Genomic DNA, 18,441 nt, shown 5'->3' with positions numbered 1-18,441 from the left:
GCGGGTCAGTCCGACGCCAGCTCGAATACCTGCCAGCGTACCGAACTGACGCCTTTCTCAAGGCTCACCCGGCTGGCCAGGTGCTCGAGCTGCGAGGGCGCCTGCGGGTCGCCCATCAACTCGGCCCGCACCTCCAGCTTGGCCGGGTTGGGCAGGTCTTCACTGTGCAGTGATTGCAGGCGCAGGCCGCTGCTACCAAAGCTGTGCAGCATCAGGCTGCGTACCTGGATCTCGTCTTCGGCGCGGCATACGATGCGCACCTCGTAACGCTGCTCGGCCTCGCTGGCCGGTAACACATCCTGCTGGTTCAGCCGCTGGGCGATGTCACGCAGCAGGATGTTGGCGCATAGAACCATCAGGCTGCCCAGGCTCGCCTCAAGCAGTAACCCCAGGCTGCACAGCACACCGACGGCGGCGGTACACCACAGCGTGGCAGCGGTGTTCAGGCCGCGCACGTTCATGCCGTCGCGCATGATTACGCCGCCGCCCAGAAAACCGATGCCCGACACCACATAGGCCGCCACCCGCGAAGCGTCGGCCGGGAGCATGCCCGGTACGGCCTGGGTCACCAGCACGAACAGGCAGGCGCCGGTGCTCACCAGCGCATTGGTGCGCAGCCCGGTGAGGCGCTGACGCAGTTGACGTTCAGCGCCGATCAGCGCCCCCAGTACCAGCGCGACAGCCACGCGCAGCAAGAATACTTTCCAATCCATGAACCACCTCAAGGCACCGGCAGACAGCCGGCGTCAGCGCACTTGTGCGCGTAAAGATTTCGGGGATGGCAACGGGTACGAGCAGCCGACACACCTCGTCACGATGAGGGGCGTCAAGCGGGGAGGGGAAATGAAGATGCGTCATCCCGCCAGGGATGCGGATCGCCACTGACCACCGTGTTCGGCGAGCAGTGGCAGAAGGGTCTGCTGGACTAGCTCGCCGGCTGTACCTGTCGCAATCGACTAGGGCAACTGTCCAATGCAGGACTCCTGTGCAGGCTTGCAAAAATGCGGGCGAGAACGTAACGCCATGGTGCGAGCCGGTCAAGGCTTTTGTTGCAAGTGAATGAGTGTGCCAGCCTGGGCAGAGGGTTCAGCACGCGTAACTTTCACTCGATGTGCCCAGTGTTGCCATACACGTTTCATGCCTTGCAACTGGCAATATTACCAGTCTGAAAACACAGGTGCTCAGCATGAACTTGTTTAACTAGCAACTTGACCGGGAGGGCAGTGATCTTACACTCTGAATGCCACGCTGCCAGATAAAGGGCATCCTCATGAACCTCCATTTTTCGCGCACCCTTATTGCTTTCACGCTTTTCGTGATAATGATTGTGCTCTCGCTGGTCATCATCCTTTTCATGAATAAGTCCACAACGCCTCCTCCTGCACCACAGGGTATTTCAGTGTTGCATTTGTACAAGAAAAACAGCGGGGGATGCACTATCCAGATGACCGTCGGCATGCATCGCTTTGCCAACAATGATTGCGACAATGACGAGATGTATAACTTCGCCGTTGAAAACCCTCGGGATGGCGTAAGGTTCGGCATTTACAATGCCGGGCACTGCAATTCGGATGAGTCCTATTCGCACTATAAAATCGTCAATCCGATCTATGGTCAGATGACTGCAAAAATAAGTGTTTCAAAGGCCCATTATGTCGCTATTGGCCAGGAGGTAACCCGGGGCATCATCTCCGAGGGCTTCAAGGATGGGAAGCTGGAGGGCAAGGTGTCCTGCGTCTATGTATCAGCCGATGGATAAAGCACACTCCCGGCAACCCGTTCCACTCAACCGCAGGAAGCGACATCATGGCCCACGTTACAGACACTGCAGTTGCAACCTTGAGTTATTTTCTGATCGAGGCAGATGCGTTCAGAGGACAACAGAATGCCAAAGCACATCTGTTCGCGAATGGTCGTCAAAAATCAAAAGTGATCATAACCTTACAAGCCCGTAACTCGTATGGCGAAGTGGTACTGTTACCAGTTGGCGGCCTCGAGATAATTCCGTATACCACCGCGCCCGGGGGGTGGGTTTCTGGGACGCAGCCGCCCGAAACCGGGATACTGCCTTATGATGAAGGCACCGTCAGAAGTGGCAAGACTTCAAAAAAAAAACATACTGACAGCAATGACTATCAGACCTTTGTACGCTACCTGCATTTGGACCCCAGTGTTGATGCGCACACGGTGTTCAAGTTTGCAGCCAGGATCAGAGTGCAAAGCAGAGTCTGGACGACCAACAATCTTGATGTCCCGTATGGTGGCCAAGGCGAAGGAGGGCGTTTCAATAGCAGCGTTCAGATAGAGGCTGTAGAACCAACGCAATACAGGGTAGGGCACGGGTTGGTCGTATCCAGGCCTGTGGTGGTGTTCCAGGGCGCCTCCTCAGAGGCCGGAGGGCGTGCGGCACGTGTCGAAAATACCTACGTTACATTGCAGAACCCACGAACCGCCAATGTCGTGAAGATCCACAGCATGCAACAACCCGCCTATGGATCGTCGCTCCACTTGAACAAGGCAACCTGCATCGGAGCCCCCAACAGCACGGCATCGACCCCCACGATCGTGGGCTCAACCGAAATGATGATGGCCTACTACGACCTTCTCAGCCCCCTGAGATCACCGCGTGACGCAATCTGTATTGCGGTGGGCATGATCGCCTACTTCAACGTCGTTCTGAAGAGACTCCAGCAAAGCTACACCTACGGCATGGATGTCTATGGCAACCGCTTCGATCTGTCGGTGCACCTGCATTCCGAAGACCCGAATGCAAGCAACCAGGCACCGTGGGGGTATACCTTGACCGTTGAAGGGGTGCCTCCCCGATCATTCGAGGCGCTTGCATCTTCGCGAGCTGCGCCACCATTGGGGAGTTGGCTGTCGCAGATACGTATGAGACTAGGCTCGCCAACGGGACACCTTTACCCGAATCTGCGCCAGCAGGTGGAAGTTGTAGTGGAAATACAGCCACGCACCAATCAGGACGTCTCCCAGCAAGAGCTCGACAGCGTGTGCCTGCTGCTACGCAACGATGACGGTACCTACACTGCGCTGCAGTGCGAGGATAACGGGCAAGCCCAATGGTTCTACAGGACGGTACGCAACGCCTACGACTACTACCCAGCCACGTCAGCACAGGCCAGCGCGCATGCAGTTTCAGAGGGCGAAGCACTTGCCGTCTACACCCGCCGGTTCTACGTGCATTCCCGTGCCCTTGCGGGCACCAATGTCACCCTTTGGGCGGGCATCACCCGCATACAGGGCGCTGAAGAGTACTTCTACGTCACGGACGGCAGCGAAACCAGTTTCGACGAGCACGTCGATATCAGCACAAAGCCCATCCCTGTGTTCGGCCTTGACGACTACAGCTTTGAGCGGGAACTGATAGGCGGTGAGGGAAATTCCGATCTTTTCATCTGGGAATATGTGCTGAGCACCTGGGTGGCCTTGCGTGCCGTGGAACCTACGGGTTTCGGGATGATCCAGTGGGCCGTGCGTTCGCCCAGTGACACCCGGGCCTCCCACGTCGGCTACGCCGCCCCGGGCCACAGCGAGGTGTCCTACAACCCTCTGATCGAGCTGGGCGACGACTTCAGGCCAGCGCCCAGCGTGTCAAGGATACGCCCGCAGAGCGTCGTTGTGGTACTTCAGGGGGGCAACAACATACCGTTTCATAGCCAGTCCTCCCGAGAGCAAGGTGGCCCGCGCCCGCTGTTGTTCGTTGACGCGTATGGCAACGACCACACCTTGATGATCCATTACGCCGATACCTCTGCGTCCGGCTCACGCAGCCTGCGGCTGTCGCTGGCAACGGGTGCCGAAAGCCGGAGCGCCACGGATGACGAGGCCTGACGACGTTACCCGGCGCCTGCGCGCCGGCGCGCTCTACACCCAGGCGAGTAATTTTCTGAGCCATGTAAGCACCGGCGTGGACCCCAGAACCAGCCAGTTCACGCTGGCTTGCGAGCTGCCGGCACTGCACGCCAACCACCTTGCCGGGCCGGTCATTCAACCTGCGCTGCATTTCAGCCCACTGGGCTCGCACACCGACAGCGGGTATGGCCTCGGCTGGACGCTCGGGTTGTCCATGCTTGATTTCAATACCGGTCAGCTACGGATCAATTCGGGCGACACGTTCAAGTTCGATAGCGACCGTTCGGATTTGAGCAAGGGCGGGCAACTGGTGTTCGAAGACCAGAAGCTGTGTTCGTTCAAGGTGTTCACCGTTGACGACAGGGCTCGCTGCTTTCGCATCGACTACAAGGATGGCGTCTGCGAGTACCTCGAGGTCCAGGACAACAGCGGCATGGCCATGCTCAAGCAGATCGTTTCTGCCCAGGGGCGCCGCGCGTACCTTGAATGGCTTGCAGGCAGTGGCCCCTACCTGCTGTGGACCATCCGCGACGAGCAGCGTCTGTTGCTGGACGTCCAGCATGATAGGGATGAAACCCGCTTCGTGATGTTTCCGGGTTCTGACAGCACCACAGTCGTCACGCTGCTGCGAAGTGACCGGCTCAATGAGCTGATCCTGCCTGATGGCGGCAACCGCTGGGCCTTCACCTATTGGCAGGATCCGCAAAGCCGATTGCTGTTCCCGAGCAAGGTGCTGGGGCCGCTGGGCAGCACGGACGAAGTCGATTACGCCACGGGGAACAATGGGCTTCGGCTGCCACAGGGCGCGCCGCTGACCGCTTTGCCCAGGGTGTCCACGCATCGGCACGACCCCGGTGCGGCCCAGCCGGTGGCCTACACCACCTACGCCCTGATCGGCTCCAACAACTGCTTTGGCTACGGGGGTGTCTCGGCAGGTGAATGGGCAGACGGCAAGGACAACCTCTATCTTCTGCCACGTTATGACTATGGATGCCTGCAAACCCTGCACGACGAACAGGGGCGCAAGGTGCAAAGTGTCGAATACACCTGGAATCACTATCACCTGCAGACGCAGAAGTTGACCGTGCGCGGCGAGTGCAGGGTTTGCCAGCAGAGCGTGTACGCAGACGACCCTGCAGTGGGTTGGGACGACCAGCCGGCCTGGTGTCAGCTGCCGATTGCCCGCATTACCCGCTATGAAACCGGCAACCGGTTCAGGGAGGAACGCGACACGTGCGAATACGATGCCTATGGCAATGTACTGAACCAGCGATTCGCCGATGGGCGCAGCGAAAGCCGCGAATACTATCCGCTGGGTGGCGCGCAGGGCTGCCCGGATGACGGGGGAAGGTTCGTGCGCTGGCTCAAGCGCTTCACCACTACTGCCCCGGCACCCGATGCACGGTCAGCGGGTCATGTGGCGCACACCGACTATGCCTACGTCAGGCTGCACAAGCGCCAGGCAGAGGATCGACAGCACCTGGTGCTGGACAGCGAAGTGGCTCGGGAAGCGATTGATAGCGGGGAAGTTGAAACGGCCAGAATCCTGCAGCGTGTCGAGCAGGCAGCCGACAGCCCGTTCCATGGCCTACCGATATCCAGTGTCACGCTCTACAACGGCTACGCCGCCACCACGAATTTCCTGCGCACCTTCGAAGGCCCGTTGCTGTGCGAAACCCAGCAACGGATCAGCCATGACCACCTGGTAATCAGCTCATCGACCCTGCGCCACGTGCTGACGGGCCTGACCATCGAAGAACGCAACGAACACGGTACCGTGACCCGTTTTGACCACGACGCACTGGGCCGCACCATACGCCGCATAGAAAGCGCGAACACGCCGTATGCGACCAGCACCCGCTGTACCTACCAGCTGGTTGGCCTGCAGCGTGATCGAACGGTGTACGTCGAGCAGACCGACAGCAACGGCCAGCGCCTGCGTGTGGAGCTGGATGGTCAGGGACGCCCGGTGCGCGAACTGCTCGAGTTTCTGGACAGCCCCGGTGCCCCCCTGCGTGAAGTGCGCCGAGTGACCTACGACGTACAGGGCAATGTCACCAGTGAGACCTCGCAGGACTGGGCTGCCGCCCAGAACACCCCGTTTTGTAGCAGTACGGTGCTCACCGCCTACGATGACTGGGGCTCCGCATGCCGGGTGCAGCATGCAGACGGCACGGTGGACCATACAAAGCACGACCCCATCCAGCGTACCCAAGTGTCCTGGCAACAGAGCGCCACCGGGGAGCAAGGGCCTCGCACCACGCTGTACCTGAATGCAAGCGGCAGTGTCGAACGTGTGGAGCTGCATGAGCCTGGGGGTGGCCCGTTGTTGCGCCGGGAGCGCTGGACACTCGATGCGCTTCAGCGTCCGGTAGCCCATACGATAGAGACGCCCGATGGCGAGCAGCGCACCACGTCCACCGTCTACGACCGTGACGGCCGGGTCGCGCAGCGTACCCTGCAAGACCACAGCCGAGTGAAATGGCGCTTCGCACCCCACAGCGATGGCGATGCCATAGCAACCCTTTCACTATGCACCGCAACCCGCGAGACGTTGCTGCTCAAGCAGGCCTTCGATGGCCTGGATCGCCCCCTGACGCGTGATTGCGGCGGGCAGCAGGAAACCCTGGCGTATGTGCCGGGGCAGATTCCTCCCGAAGCACTCACACGCTCCAACGGCAGTGTCACGCACTTCGGCTATGAACCCGAGCTGGATTATCAGCTCAAGCGCATCGCACGGCCGAGCGAAAACAGTGAAAGTACCTTCACCTACAGCCCGCCCCACGGTCGCCTTACCCGGGCCACCGGCGGGCTGGGGCAGATAGATTGGGATTTCACCGCCTCGGGTGTGACCAGTGCCGAGCACTGGCACCATGCAGGCCAGCCCCATACCTGCGGCTGGCAGTATTCGTTGAACGGTCGCGTGCTGTCGTTTGCCGATGTACACGGCCAGATGACTTACTGCACCTACGATGCCGTGGGGCGTATCAGTGGCCAGCACTGCGGCCCGCTGGCCTTGCAACTGGGCTACGACGCATTCGGTCGGTTGGCGCAGACCCTCACCACCGACGGCCAGCACGGCCAGTCCCAGCAGCAGACCCTGACCTACGACCTCCTGGGCCGTGAGTGCACCCGGACATGGGTGTGCCATGGTATCTCGGGTATGCAGCGCTTTCGCCAGCGCTTGAGCTGGACCCAGCAGGATCAGGTGGCGACACGCACGTGGGAATCGCTGGAGGCGGAGCAGGCTACCTTGTTGAGCGAAGAGCACTACCGCTACGACGTGCGCAATCGCCTGGTCGAAGCCACCACGCAAGGGCCTCATCTGGTCACCGACCCCCGCACCGGGCAGCGCATTCGTCGCCAGACGTTCTGTTTCAATGCGCTCGACGGTTATGAACAGATCGACACCGAGTACGAGAATGGTCAATGCAACCACATGAGGTTCGCCTACGACAGCGATGTGGCTGCAGATCGTCCGGTTCAGATCACCCACAGCTGGCCGCAGGCTCTGATCATCGACCTTGAATACGACGCCGCTGGTCAACTGACAAGGGAGCGGCATGACGGACAACTGTGGCGGGCATTGTCCTGGGACAGCCAGGGGCACCTGACGCGCCGGGAGGACGGCACCAGTACCTGCGACTATGCGTATGACCCGCTGGGCCGTCTGATCGAGACCCGCGTCAATGGCACCACGAGCCACCGTTTTTATGACGGCCAGCGTATGGTCAACGAGCAGAGCGACCAGGGCTGGTTGACCTTGATGCGTGCCGGCAGCACCGTGTTCGCCCAGACCCTGCTGAGCCAGGCGGTACGCACGGTTATGATCAGCGCCAGCGATGGGCAAGGCAGCGTGCAGATTGAAACCGGCGAGAGCAATTGCTTTGTGGGTTACAGCGCACATGGCCTGGACAACGGCACCGCGCAAAGCCGGGTGGGCTACGCCGGTGAAGTGCGCGAAACCGACAGTCTGTTGTACATGCCCGGCAGCAACCGCCCTTACGACCCGTGCCTGTTCATGTTCCTCAGCCCCGACAGTGCAAGCCCCGATGGTGCGGGCGGCTTGAACCGCTATGCGTATTGCAGCGGCGACCCGGTCAACCGCGTTGACCCAGACGGGCATGCGTGGTGGAACTGGGTCGTGGCTGGTATCGGGCTGGTGATGGGGGCGATTGCAGTGGTCGTGACTGCCGGCACCGCAGCGCCTGCGGTAGGTGCGGCGTACACAGCTTTGCTCGGTGCCGGTGCGAGTACTGCAGGTGCTGCGGCAGGCGCTGTCGCGGCGGTGGCCACCACATCCATTGCAGGAGCCGTATCGGTGGCAGCGGTAGCGGTGGAAGCCATTGCCCTGGGTAGCGGAGCTGCGTCGATGGCGCTTGAGGCCAGTGGCAACGAAAAGGCTGCGGGCATTCTGGGCTGGATATCGTTCGGAACAGGCCTGGCTTCGTTAGGTATGTCGATTGGGTCGTCTGCGCCAAAAGTTGCCGCGAAGGCCAATCGCCTAGTGGGTGGCCTGCGCAATGGTCAACTGCTGAAAAGAAGCGCTTCGAAGTTTTCCAGCCTGCCGACTGTGACCACGCAACCCCTGAGTTCGGCACCGAAGGGGGCCTGGAAAAGCTTTTCGACGGGGCAGGATAAAATCATCTTCGGTAGCAACCGCCCCGTTGCAGGAAAAAACTTCAATACGCCCCTGAATTATTTCCGCCGTAGAACGAGTGTGAATGCCGTTCCACGGGAGATCTTGATTTTTTCGGGCTCTCACGGCGCACCCGATGGAGCCAACTGGGCCAGTAATGGCATCCGCAGATCAACCTTGATCAATTCAGATTTTTTCCTATCGGATACGGCGACCCATGGTGGCGCAGTGGGAGGAAGAGTGAGGGTAGTCGACCTCAAGGGAATGACGGAGGTGGAGTTTGGCCGCTACCTGAACAATAACGATAGCCATGTGATTCTCGGCTTTTGCTTTGGAATAAATGATCAGGCATTGAGGTTCTACAAGAACCTGGCACCGGTGACGAGTTACGTACCGTAGGGTATTGGGTATGGAAAACTAGGTACGTAACGGCAAATAGGGCAACAGGCGTTGGGTTTCACTGCGCACCACCGCATAGCATTCACAACTCAGTCGTTCCAGCTGCGGCCGATCGAGCACCTTGATGTGCCCGCGGCTGTACTCGATCACCCCCAGGCGCTGCAACTTGCCGGCCGCATCGGTGACGCCTTCGCGGCGCACGCCCAGCATGTTGGCGATCAGCTCCTGGGTCATGTTCAGCTCGTTACCGGTCAGGCGGTCCAGCGACAGCAGCAGCCAGCGGCACAACTGCTGATCGATCGAGTGGTGGCGATTGCACACGGCGGTCTGTGCCATCTGGGTGATCAGCGACTGGGTGTAGCGCAACATCAGCAGCAACAGGTCGCCATGGCGGTCGAACTCGTCCTTGAGCCGCTGGCCCGGCAAGCGCCAGGCAAGCCCGGCACTTTGCACCACGGCACGGTTGGAGGTGCTTTCGCCGCCCATGAACACCGCAATGCCCACCAGCCCCTCATTGCCCACCACGCAGATCTCCGCCGAGGCGCCGTTTTCCATGACGTACAGCAGCGAAACGATGGCATCGGTGGGAAAGTACACATGCGTCAGCCTGTCGCCCGGCTCGTAGATCACCTTGCCCAGCGGCAAGGCAACCTGCTCAAGGTGCGGCAGCAGCCGCTCGCGTACCGGGTCGGGCAGGGCGGCGAGCAGATGGTTCTGCCCGCTGGCTGGATCATGGGACATGGGGCCGGCATCCATAGGGTAAGGCCCTAGGGTACTCCCTTTAGCAAGGGTAACGTCGCGGTTGCCGATGCAGCGCACAGCAAGGTGACCTGATGCTCGGCGCCATCATCGACCAGCGACAGGCTTGTGCCGTCGATCACCCCGCCATCCAGGCTCAGCACCTGTACGGCCTGTGTGCCGTGGTGCACATCGATGTGATAAACGCTGGCGCCATACCGGTACTGCAGGCTGAAGCCCGACCATTCTGGCGGCAGCAGCGGTTGCAGCAGCAGGGTGTTGCCCTGGCGCTCCACCCCCAGCAGCGATTCGACGATCAGCCGGTACATCCATCCGGCCGCACCGGTGTACCAGCTCCAGCCGCCGCGCCCGGCGTGGGGCGCCACACCGTAGACATCCGCCGCCATCACGTAGGGCTCCACCTTGTAGGTGTCGATGCGGGTGGCATGGCCCTGGCTCTGGGGGCTGATCATGCGCATCAGTTCCCAGGCGCGGGCGCCGTCGCCCAGGCGGGCGAACGCCATGCTCGCCCACACGGCGGCGTGGGTGTACTGGCCACCGTTTTCACGAACCCCCGGTACATAGCCCTTGATGTAGCCGGGGTCGAGCGTGCCCTTGTCGAACGGCGGGTCCAGCAGCAGCACGATGCCGATATCACGCCGCACCAGGTGGCGGTCCAGCGACGCCATGGCACTGCGGCAGTGATCCAGGGGCGCGGCGCCCGACAGCACCGACCAGCTCTGGGCGATGGAATCGATGCGGCACTCCTGGTTGCTGGCCGACCCCAGGGGCTGGCCATTGTCGAAATACGCACGCCGGTACCAGGCGCCGTCCCAGGCATGGGCCTGCAGGTTGCTGCGCAGCCGCAGCGCCTGCTCGCCGCAGCGCTGGGCAAAGCGGGCGTCGCCATGCAACTGCGCCGTTTCGGCGAACCGACGCAGCACCTCGTGGGCGAAAAAGCCCAGCCATACGCTTTCGCCGATGCCGTGCTCGCCCACCTTGTTCATGCCGTCGTTCCAGTCGCCGCTGCCCATCAACGGCAAGCCGTGGGCCCCGACGCAAAGGCCGTGCTCCAGCGCGCGCTGGCAATGCTGGTAGAGGGGCTCTTGCAGGGGCGAATGACCGGGCAGGTCGTAGTAGGACTCCTCGCCGTTGTTGAGTGCGCGACCGTCCAGATAGCCGACGGGCTCGTTCAGCACCGCAGTGTCACCAGTGATCTGCACATAGCGGCTGGTGGCCAGGGCCAGCCAGAGCATGTCGTCGCTGCAACGGGTTCGCACGCCGCGATCCATCGGCGGGTGCCACCAGTGCTGCACGTCGCCCTGCACGTACTGGTGGCGGGCACACAGCAGCAGGTGGGCGCGGCTGCTGGCAGGGTCGGCGTGCACCATGGCCATGCTGTCCTGCAACTGGTCCCTGAAGCCAAATGCACCGCCGGACTGGTAATAGCCGCTGCGGGCATGGAAGCGACAGGCAATCACCTGGTACATCAGCCAGCCGTTGACCAGCACGTCCAGCGCAGGCTCCGGGGTGTGGATGCGCAGGCTGCCCAGGATGGTGCGCCAGTGCTGCGTGACCCGCGCCAGTTCGACGTTGGCGGCGCGTACGCCGCGGTACTGCTGCACCCGCCGGGTGGCGGCCTTGGCGTCCTGCTCGGCGCCCAGGCGGAACACCACTTCGCGGCTTTCACCAGGCGCCAGCTCGACGCTTACCTGCAGCGCACCACAGGGGTCCATGCCGCCGCCGAGGCGCCCCGAAAGGCGCGCCCGGCGCAGGGCTGCCGGGTCGGCCAGGGTACCGTTGCGCCCCAGAAACTCGACCCGGTCGCCACTGAGGCCGGCCTGGGGCCAGTCGCAGTCCAGAAACCCCACGCGACCCGAGAATTCGATGGAGTAGGCGTTGCGCGCAAACAGTGCGCCACTGAACGGGTCGGCTTCGGTGACGACGTGCATGGCCGACTTGCTGCGCAAGTCCCCCAGCACCCATTCCACGTAGCAGGTCGCTGACAGGCGTCGCGCACGATCGCCGGTGTTGCGCAGCACCAGGCGCGAGAATTTGACCGGCGCATCCAGCGCCACGAACACCCACAGCTCACTGTGTATGGCGTCCTGCACATGCTCGAACACGCTGTAGCCAAAGCCGTGGCGGGTTCGGTAGGCGCCGCTGCCCGGGCAGGGCGCCGGGGTCGGCGACCAGACCTGCCCGGAATCTTCGTCGCGCAGGTACAGCACTTCGCCGCCGGGGTCGCTGACCGGGTCATTGTGCCAGGGGCTCAAACGGTACTCGTGGGCATTTTCGTACCAGCTGTAGGCACCGCCGGTTTCCGAGACGATGCTGCCGAACCCGGGGTTGGCCAGCACGTTGACCCAGGGCGCCGGGGTCGGCTGGCCCGGGCGATGATTGATGATGTATTCACTGCCGTCGGCGCTGAAGCCGCCGTAGGCGTTGCCCAGCGTGGGCGCCATGGCCAGCGGCTGCAGCGTGTAGCCGGCACTCTGCGGCCCTTGCAGCAGGCTGGGGGTGAACGGCGCCAGGGCCGGCTCGATGCGCCGCCGGTGGACCTGCTCGGCCAGGCTGCCATGGCTGTCGTTGAGTATCAGGCGTGCCACCGAGCGCATCAGCGTGCGGTCTTCGCTGGACAGCTGCTGCGCAGGACGCACGAAGATGCCGCCGGGGCGGTCCAGCAGGGCCGCTTCGACCCCGGAGGTCACCAGGCCCATGATCAGGTCCTGCAGTTGCTGGCGGTAGCCGGCCTGGTCTTCGTTCCAGATCACCAGGTCCACCACCAGGCCTTTCTGGCGCCAGTAGGCATGGGCCTGGACCATCTGCTGTACCAGCTCGATGTTGGCCGGGTCGGCGATCTGCACCAGCACGATGGGCAGGTCCCCGGAGATCGCCTGGCCCCACAGCCCCGACTGGCTGCGCCGATTGCTGGCCAGCACGGCGCTTTCGGCGCGCAATGCAGGGTTGGCATACAGCACCGAGGCCGCCATCTGCTCGAACAGCCGGGCATCGGCCATCGAGGTGTTGAGCTGGCGCAGCAGCACCTGGCTGTGGGTCCAGGCCAGGTCGAACACCCGGTCGGCCAGGTGCCGGTCGCGGTATTTGTCGATCAGGTGCAGGCAGGCCTCGCGGCTGTCGGCCACCCCGGTGACCAGGTCGATGGTGGCGCTCTGGCCAGGCTCCAGGCTGATACGGCAGCGGATGGCCACGACCGGGTCGAGCACCGCACCGGCAGTGCCGGACAGCTGCTCGCAGGTGTCAGTCAGCGCGGCCGGCGCCTGCAGGGTGCGGCCGCGGCCGATGAAGCGGGCACGGTCGGTTTCGTAGGAGATCTGCTCGATGTCCGCCCCGTGGGCTGCCAGCAGGTGGCACATCCACGGCACGGCTTCGTCACTGGCACGCGGACGCCGGCTGCACAGAATCGCCTGCAGCGGTCGCACCAGCTCGGTTTGCACGAACAGCTTGCTGAACGCCGGGTGCAGCGCATCGCTGATGGCCGAGGCCAGCACCACTTCGGCGTAGCTGGTCAGCTCCAGGGTGCGACGGGTACGGGCGCGGTTGGTCAGGTGCAGGCGACGCAGCTCGATATCGTCCTCGGGGGACACCACGATCTCGGTGTGGCAGTCGAAGTTGAACTCGCGCACGCGAAACTCGGCGCGGGCATCGGTGAACACGGTTTCCTGGCTGTGCGCGCGATGCTGGGTGGGCTGGTAGGTCGTGGACCAGAAATGCCCGCTGGCCACGTCGCGCAGGTAACAGAAGGTGCCAAGGCTGTCGCTGGCGATGTCTTCGCGCCAGCGCGTCACCGCCATGTCGTTGCAGCGGCTGTAGCCGCCACCGGCATTGCTGACCATGACGTGGTAGCGCCCGTTGGACAGCAGTTGCACGGCCGGCCGACGACGGTCCGGGTCGGTGAACACGCGCAGCTTGGTTTCATTGCCCTGGCTGGCATCGTCGACGGTAGGCGCCTGGGCTGCATGCAGGTATTGCGTGGCGCGTTTGGGCACGCGCTCCTGCAGCAGCAGGGCACAGGCCTGGAAGGCCGGCTCGGCGGCAAAGCGCCGCTGCATGGGCTGGCCCAGCAGCAGCGAGGTCAGGGCCAGCAGGCTCATGCCCTGGTGGTGTGCCATGAACGAGCGCACCACGGCGGCATCCGTTCCAGGGGGCAGGCGTGCCGGGGTGTAGTCGACCGCCTCGTACAGCCCGAACCGCCCGGCCACCCCCTGCCTGGCCAGGCGCCGCAGGTTGTGGCAGGCGGCCGCGGGCGCGACCATCAGTGCCAGGGCACTGGCGTAGGGCGCGACCACGTTGTCCTCGCCCAGGCCACGCTTGAGGCCCAGCCCCGGCACGCCGAAGGCGCGGTACTGGTAGTTCAAGTGCGCATCGACGGTGTTGTAGCCGGACTCCGAAACGCCCCAGGGCGTGCCCAGCTGGCTGGCATGCTCGATCTGGCGGGTGACGGCCGCGTGGCAGGTCTGGTCGAGCAGTGTGCCTTCGTAGCTGGGCATCACCAGCATCGGCATCAGGTACTCGAACATCGAGCCGGACCACGACAGCAGCACCGGCACCCCGGCATTGCTGGTCAGCAGGCGCCCCAGGGCAAACCAGCTTTCCTGCGGCACCTGGCCCTGGGCGACGACCACGAAACTGGTCAGGCGAACTTCGGACGCCAGCAGGTCGTAGAAGGCGCTGTCCAGGCGTCGCTCATCGACGTTGTAGCCGATTACGAACAACTCGCGGCGGGCATCGTAGAGAAAGCCGAAGTCCATGTCGGCCATGGCCTCGAGGCGCTGGGCAAGCTGCGCCGCCTGCTGCATGCGCTGGCGGGCCAGGGCCTGTACCTGCAGCACCTGCGGGCGATCGGCAGCGCACCACTGCTCGGCGTCCAGCCGCGCCAGGTCGCGCCAGCAACCGGTCGGCGGCCGCGTGCCCGGTTCGTTGGTGGCAGGCAGGGCAAAACGCAGCAGTTCGTCGCGCTGCTCGGTGCACTGACGTTGCAGGCTGTCGAACCAGAAGCGCGCGTCCGGATCGTCGGCGGGCGCCGGCAGGTCGAGTGCGTCCTGCAGCAGCTGCGCCAGATCGTGTGGCTGAGGTGCCAGCAGACGCCGGCATAACGCCTGTACCTCGGTGGCGGGCAGGCCGGCATTGGTCAGGGCCTGGCCGAAGACTTCCAGGGTATCGAGCAACCCCTGGGCCTGGCGCGGGTCATCCAGCGGTGTGTCGGCCAGGCCCAGCAGGCCGGGCTTCAAGGTCAGCAGCAGACCGGCGAGATTGCCGCTGTCCACCGTGGAGACGTACAGCGGTGGCAGGGGTTTCAGGGTGAGGGTGTCGTACCAGTTGTAGAAGTGGCGCTGGTGACGCTCCAGCCCGTCCATGCTGTCGAGCATGGACTGCAGGCGCTCGAGCAGCCGCCCGCCGCCCAGGTAGCCAAAATCGTGGGCGGCCAGGTGGGCCAGCAAGGCCATGCCCATGTTGGTGGGCGAGGTGCGGTGGGCAATGCGGGCAACCGGCAGTTCCTGCACGTTGTCGGGGGGCAGCCAGTGGTCGTCGGGGCCGACGTATTGCTCGAAAAACGCCCATGTCTGGCGCGCAAGGTTGCGCAGAAAGCGCAGGTCTTCGGCAGTGGGGTCGAAGTGCGCGCGCGGGGAGGGGCGGCTGATCCACCAGGCCAGTGCCGGGCTGGCCAGCCACGCCAGCAGCAAGGGCGCCGCCAGGGCCAGGGTCATGGGGCTGGGCAGCAGGCACAGGCCCACGACCAGGGCCAGTAGCGGGGCGCTGCACATGCTGCGGTACAGAGCCCCCAGGCGATTGACACTGGTGCGTTCGACTTCCCGTGACGGGCTCCATTGCAACAGGCGCTGCTTGCTGACCAGCATGCGCCACAGCGTGCGCACGATGGCGTCAAGGCTGTAGTAGACCTCGTACGGCAGCCAGGCCAGGTGCAGGCCGGCGCGCGCGAAATGCAGGGCGCAGCCGCGCAGCGCTGCCCACAGGTGCTGCGCAAGGGGTACGTCGACAGGCTTGCGCAGCATCTCCAGCAGGGTGCCGAGCACCGCGTGGGTCAATACCAGCAACAGCGCGGCAAGGGTCCACAGCCCGGGCCGGCCCGAGGCCAGCCAGCCCCACAGCAACAGGCACAGCAATGCACCGGGCTCCAGGCTGCGGCGCAGGTTGTCGAACAGCTTCCAGCGGGCCAGGGCGTCCAGCCGGTTGCGCGCATAGGTGCCGCCAGCGGTGGGCGCCCAGGGCAACACCCACGGCAGCAGTTGCCAGTCCCCGCGAATCCAGCGGTGGCGGCGCTTGACGTCGGCGCTGTAGCGGGCCGGGTACTCTTCGAACACCTGAACATCGCTGAGCAACCCGCTGCGGGCGTAGCAGCCCTCGATCAGGTCGTGGCTGAGGATGCGGTTGTCCGGCAGGCAGCCTTGCAGCGCCTGCTCGAACGCATCCACGTCGTAGATACCCTTGCCGATGAACGAGCCTTGTTCGAACAGGTCCTGGTACACGTCCGACACTGCGCGGGTGTACGGGTCGACGCCGGCGTCGCTGCCGAACAGTCGCGCATACAGCGAGCGCGCCGCGCTGGGCAGGCTGATGCCGACCCGCGGTTGCAGGATGGCGTAGCCGCTGCCGGCCTGGGCGCGGTTGAGCGGGTGCTGCATGGCCCCGACGAACTGGCGGGCCGCATTGCGCGGCAGCTGGGTGTCGGTGTCCAGGGTGATGACGTAACGTACCGCCTCCAGCACCTGGACATCCCCCACCTGCAACATGAAGCGCCCCTCACCGTGCCCGCGCAGCAGTGCATTGAGATCGGCCAGCTTGCCACGCTTGCGTTCCACGCCCATCCACACCTGCTCGGCGGGGTTCCAGCGCCGCGGACGGTGCAGCAGCACGAAGCGCGCATCGTTCGGGTACTTGTGGTTCAGGCCCTCGATCAGGCTGGCGGCCAGGGCCATCAGCGCGGCGTCTTCAGGCAGGGTTTCGCTGGGCGCATCGAGAAAATCGGTCAGCAGGGCAAAGTGCAGGTAATCGTCACGATTGGCCAGAAAGCGCACTTCCAGCCCCTCTGCCAACTCCTCGATATCGGCGGCATTGGCCATCAGCGTGGGCACTACCACCAAAGTACGCGCCTCAGCGGGCAGGCCCTCGCTGAAATCCAGGCGCGGCAGCAGGCGGGGCGTCACGCTCAGGGTCACCAGCCAGTTGACCAGGTCGATGGCCAGGCGGCTGGTCATCACCAGCGTGGGCAGGGCCAGCGCAAGCAGCACTGCCAGTGGCCAGCCATCGCGCAGCGTGGTGTACAGCAGCGGTGCGCTCAGGCCCAGCGTGAGCAGCGCCACCGGGCCGAGGAAGAACGTGAGTGGCGCGCGATGCAGCAGGCGCCGCCAACGCTCGCCCAGCGCCACGCCGGCGTGCACGCGGCGCTCGAGCTGCGCTCGCCCGGCGCCGACCAGGTAGAACCCCACATGGGTGGTGGCGCTGGCGTGTGGCAGCGGGCTGGGCGCACCGGCGGCCAGTTCGACGGCGGCGCGGGCGATTGCCGCCTGCGACTGTGCGCTGTGCCGGGACAGGCGCTCGATGACATGCCGGTAATGATCGCGGCTGGCGAAGTCCATGGCTGGGTAGATGCCGGCAGGATCGCTGCGCAGCACCCGTTCGACGTGGCTCATGTGCTCGACGAATTCGCGCCAGTCGCTGGTGGCGAGCAGGCGCAGGCTGGCAATGCTGTTGCTGACCGAGACCTGGTCGGCTGCCTGCTGCTGGGCATCGAGCTGCACCTGACGCTCGATGCTCAGGCCGGATTCGGCGAGCATCTGCTCCACCCAGGTCAGCGGCTGGATCAGCGCGGCGCTCTGGCCTTGCAGGCGGCGTGCGAGCTCGGCGACGAAGGCGGCGGTCATCGGCGGCTGCGAGCGCGCCATGTCGGCCAGCACCAGCACCACGCTCTTGGCGTCGCGCCCGGCGGTCTCGCGCAGGCGGTCGGCCCAGTCGTTGGCCAGGTTGCGGTCGGCCCAGCTGGCCATGACCCGCGAGGCGACCCGGCGCAGGTTTTCGATCAGCGCCAGGCGCAGCATGATCGGAATGGCCCACAGCTCGCCCAGCGCCAGGGAGGTGACGCTCTGGTAGGCCTCGACGAAGTGGCTCAGGCTGTCCACGTCGACGCGCCCATCGCCATGGGCGATGGTTTCCAGGGCGATGTCATAGACCCGTGGCAGCCCGCTGGACACGCCGTTGGCCAGGCGTGGCAGCTCGCGGCTGTAGCCTTTGGGCAGGTGGGTCTTGGCGATGCGGATGTGTTCTTCGACCAGGTAGTAGTTGTCCAGCAGCCATTCGGCCGCCGGCGTGACCCGTCGCGCGGTGGGCTGTTCGGCGATCAGCACCGCGCAGCTGCTGGCCAGGGTCCGTTCGTTGTCGGCCAGCCGTGCCAGCAGGGTGTCCTTGCCGCTGCGGGGGCTGAGGGCGTGGTGCTGGGCCAGAAAGGTGCCGTGGGCGGCCATCTGCTCGGCGCTGAACAGTTCGGAGCGCAGAATGGCTTCGTATTCGAACTTGCGGGGTGTGGTGCGCCAAAGGCCTGCGTTGCGCAGGCTGGCGCGTGCACGGCTCCAGTAATTATCCATAAAGGCCTGTAGGTGCTCGCGTCGCGGGGTCTGGCCCCCAGTGTGGCGACACATGGCGCAGGCGTCTGTTCGCTAGCGAACACAGTGGGCTTTGTGCCCTGCAACCCGGTAGGCGCTGGCCTGCCAGCGAAGAGGGCAGCGCGCACCTTGTGGCAACGGCGTCGGTGCCTT

6 protein-coding genes are annotated in these 18,441 nt (G+C 64.1%); 3 read left to right on the top strand and 3 right to left on the bottom strand.

The window, feature by feature from the left end:
• Window positions 1-5 precede the first annotated feature (5 nt).
• A complete protein-coding gene (locus NJH59_RS08980; protein WP_043862787.1) occupies window positions 6-713 on the bottom strand; it encodes an MgtC/SapB family protein in 708 nt (235 codons plus the stop codon).
• A 557-nt stretch (window positions 714-1,270) separates the two neighbouring features.
• Between NJH59_RS08980 and NJH59_RS08975 the strand changes: the two genes are divergently transcribed.
• The 3 genes from NJH59_RS08975 to NJH59_RS08965 are packed head-to-tail and all read left to right on the top strand — an operon-like array spanning window position 1,271 to window position 8,911.
• On the top strand, window positions 1,271-1,759 hold the full coding sequence (locus NJH59_RS08975) for a hypothetical protein (protein ID WP_146095014.1): 489 nt from the start codon (window positions 1,271-1,273) through the stop codon (window positions 1,757-1,759).
• A 47-nt stretch (window positions 1,760-1,806) separates the two neighbouring features.
• Entirely contained in the window at window positions 1,807-3,852 is a 2,046-nt protein-coding gene (locus NJH59_RS08970) for a hypothetical protein (protein ID WP_253086680.1), read from the top strand.
• Window positions 3,839-8,911, top strand: a complete 5,073-nt coding sequence (locus NJH59_RS08965) for an RHS repeat-associated core domain-containing protein (RefSeq protein ID WP_253086679.1) — start codon at window positions 3,839-3,841, stop codon at window positions 8,909-8,911. Before NJH59_RS08970 ends, NJH59_RS08965 begins: the two co-directional genes overlap by 14 nt.
• A gap of 18 nt (window positions 8,912-8,929) precedes the next feature.
• On the opposite strand, the gene NJH59_RS08960 is transcribed toward NJH59_RS08965, so the two are convergent.
• Both NJH59_RS08960 and NJH59_RS08955 read right to left on the bottom strand, forming a co-directional pair.
• Window positions 8,930-9,652 carry a Crp/Fnr family transcriptional regulator gene (locus tag NJH59_RS08960; protein WP_253086678.1) on the bottom strand — a complete coding sequence of 241 codons (723 nt, stop codon included), beginning with the start codon at window positions 9,650-9,652 and terminating at the stop codon, window positions 8,930-8,932.
• 26 nt (window positions 9,653-9,678) lie between these two features.
• Window positions 9,679-18,270 (bottom strand): glycoside hydrolase family 94 protein, encoded by an 8,592-nt coding sequence (locus NJH59_RS08955; protein WP_253086677.1) that lies wholly within the window; start codon window positions 18,268-18,270, stop codon window positions 9,679-9,681.
• Window positions 18,271-18,441: the final 171 nt, after the last annotated feature.

It is taken from the genome of Pseudomonas sp. VE 267-6A (assembly GCF_024126555.1).
Lineage (GTDB): Bacteria > Pseudomonadota > Gammaproteobacteria > Pseudomonadales > Pseudomonadaceae > Aquipseudomonas > Aquipseudomonas palmensis.
Note: the sequence above shows the minus strand (reverse complement) of the source record. Positions and strands in the feature narration are given on the sequence as shown.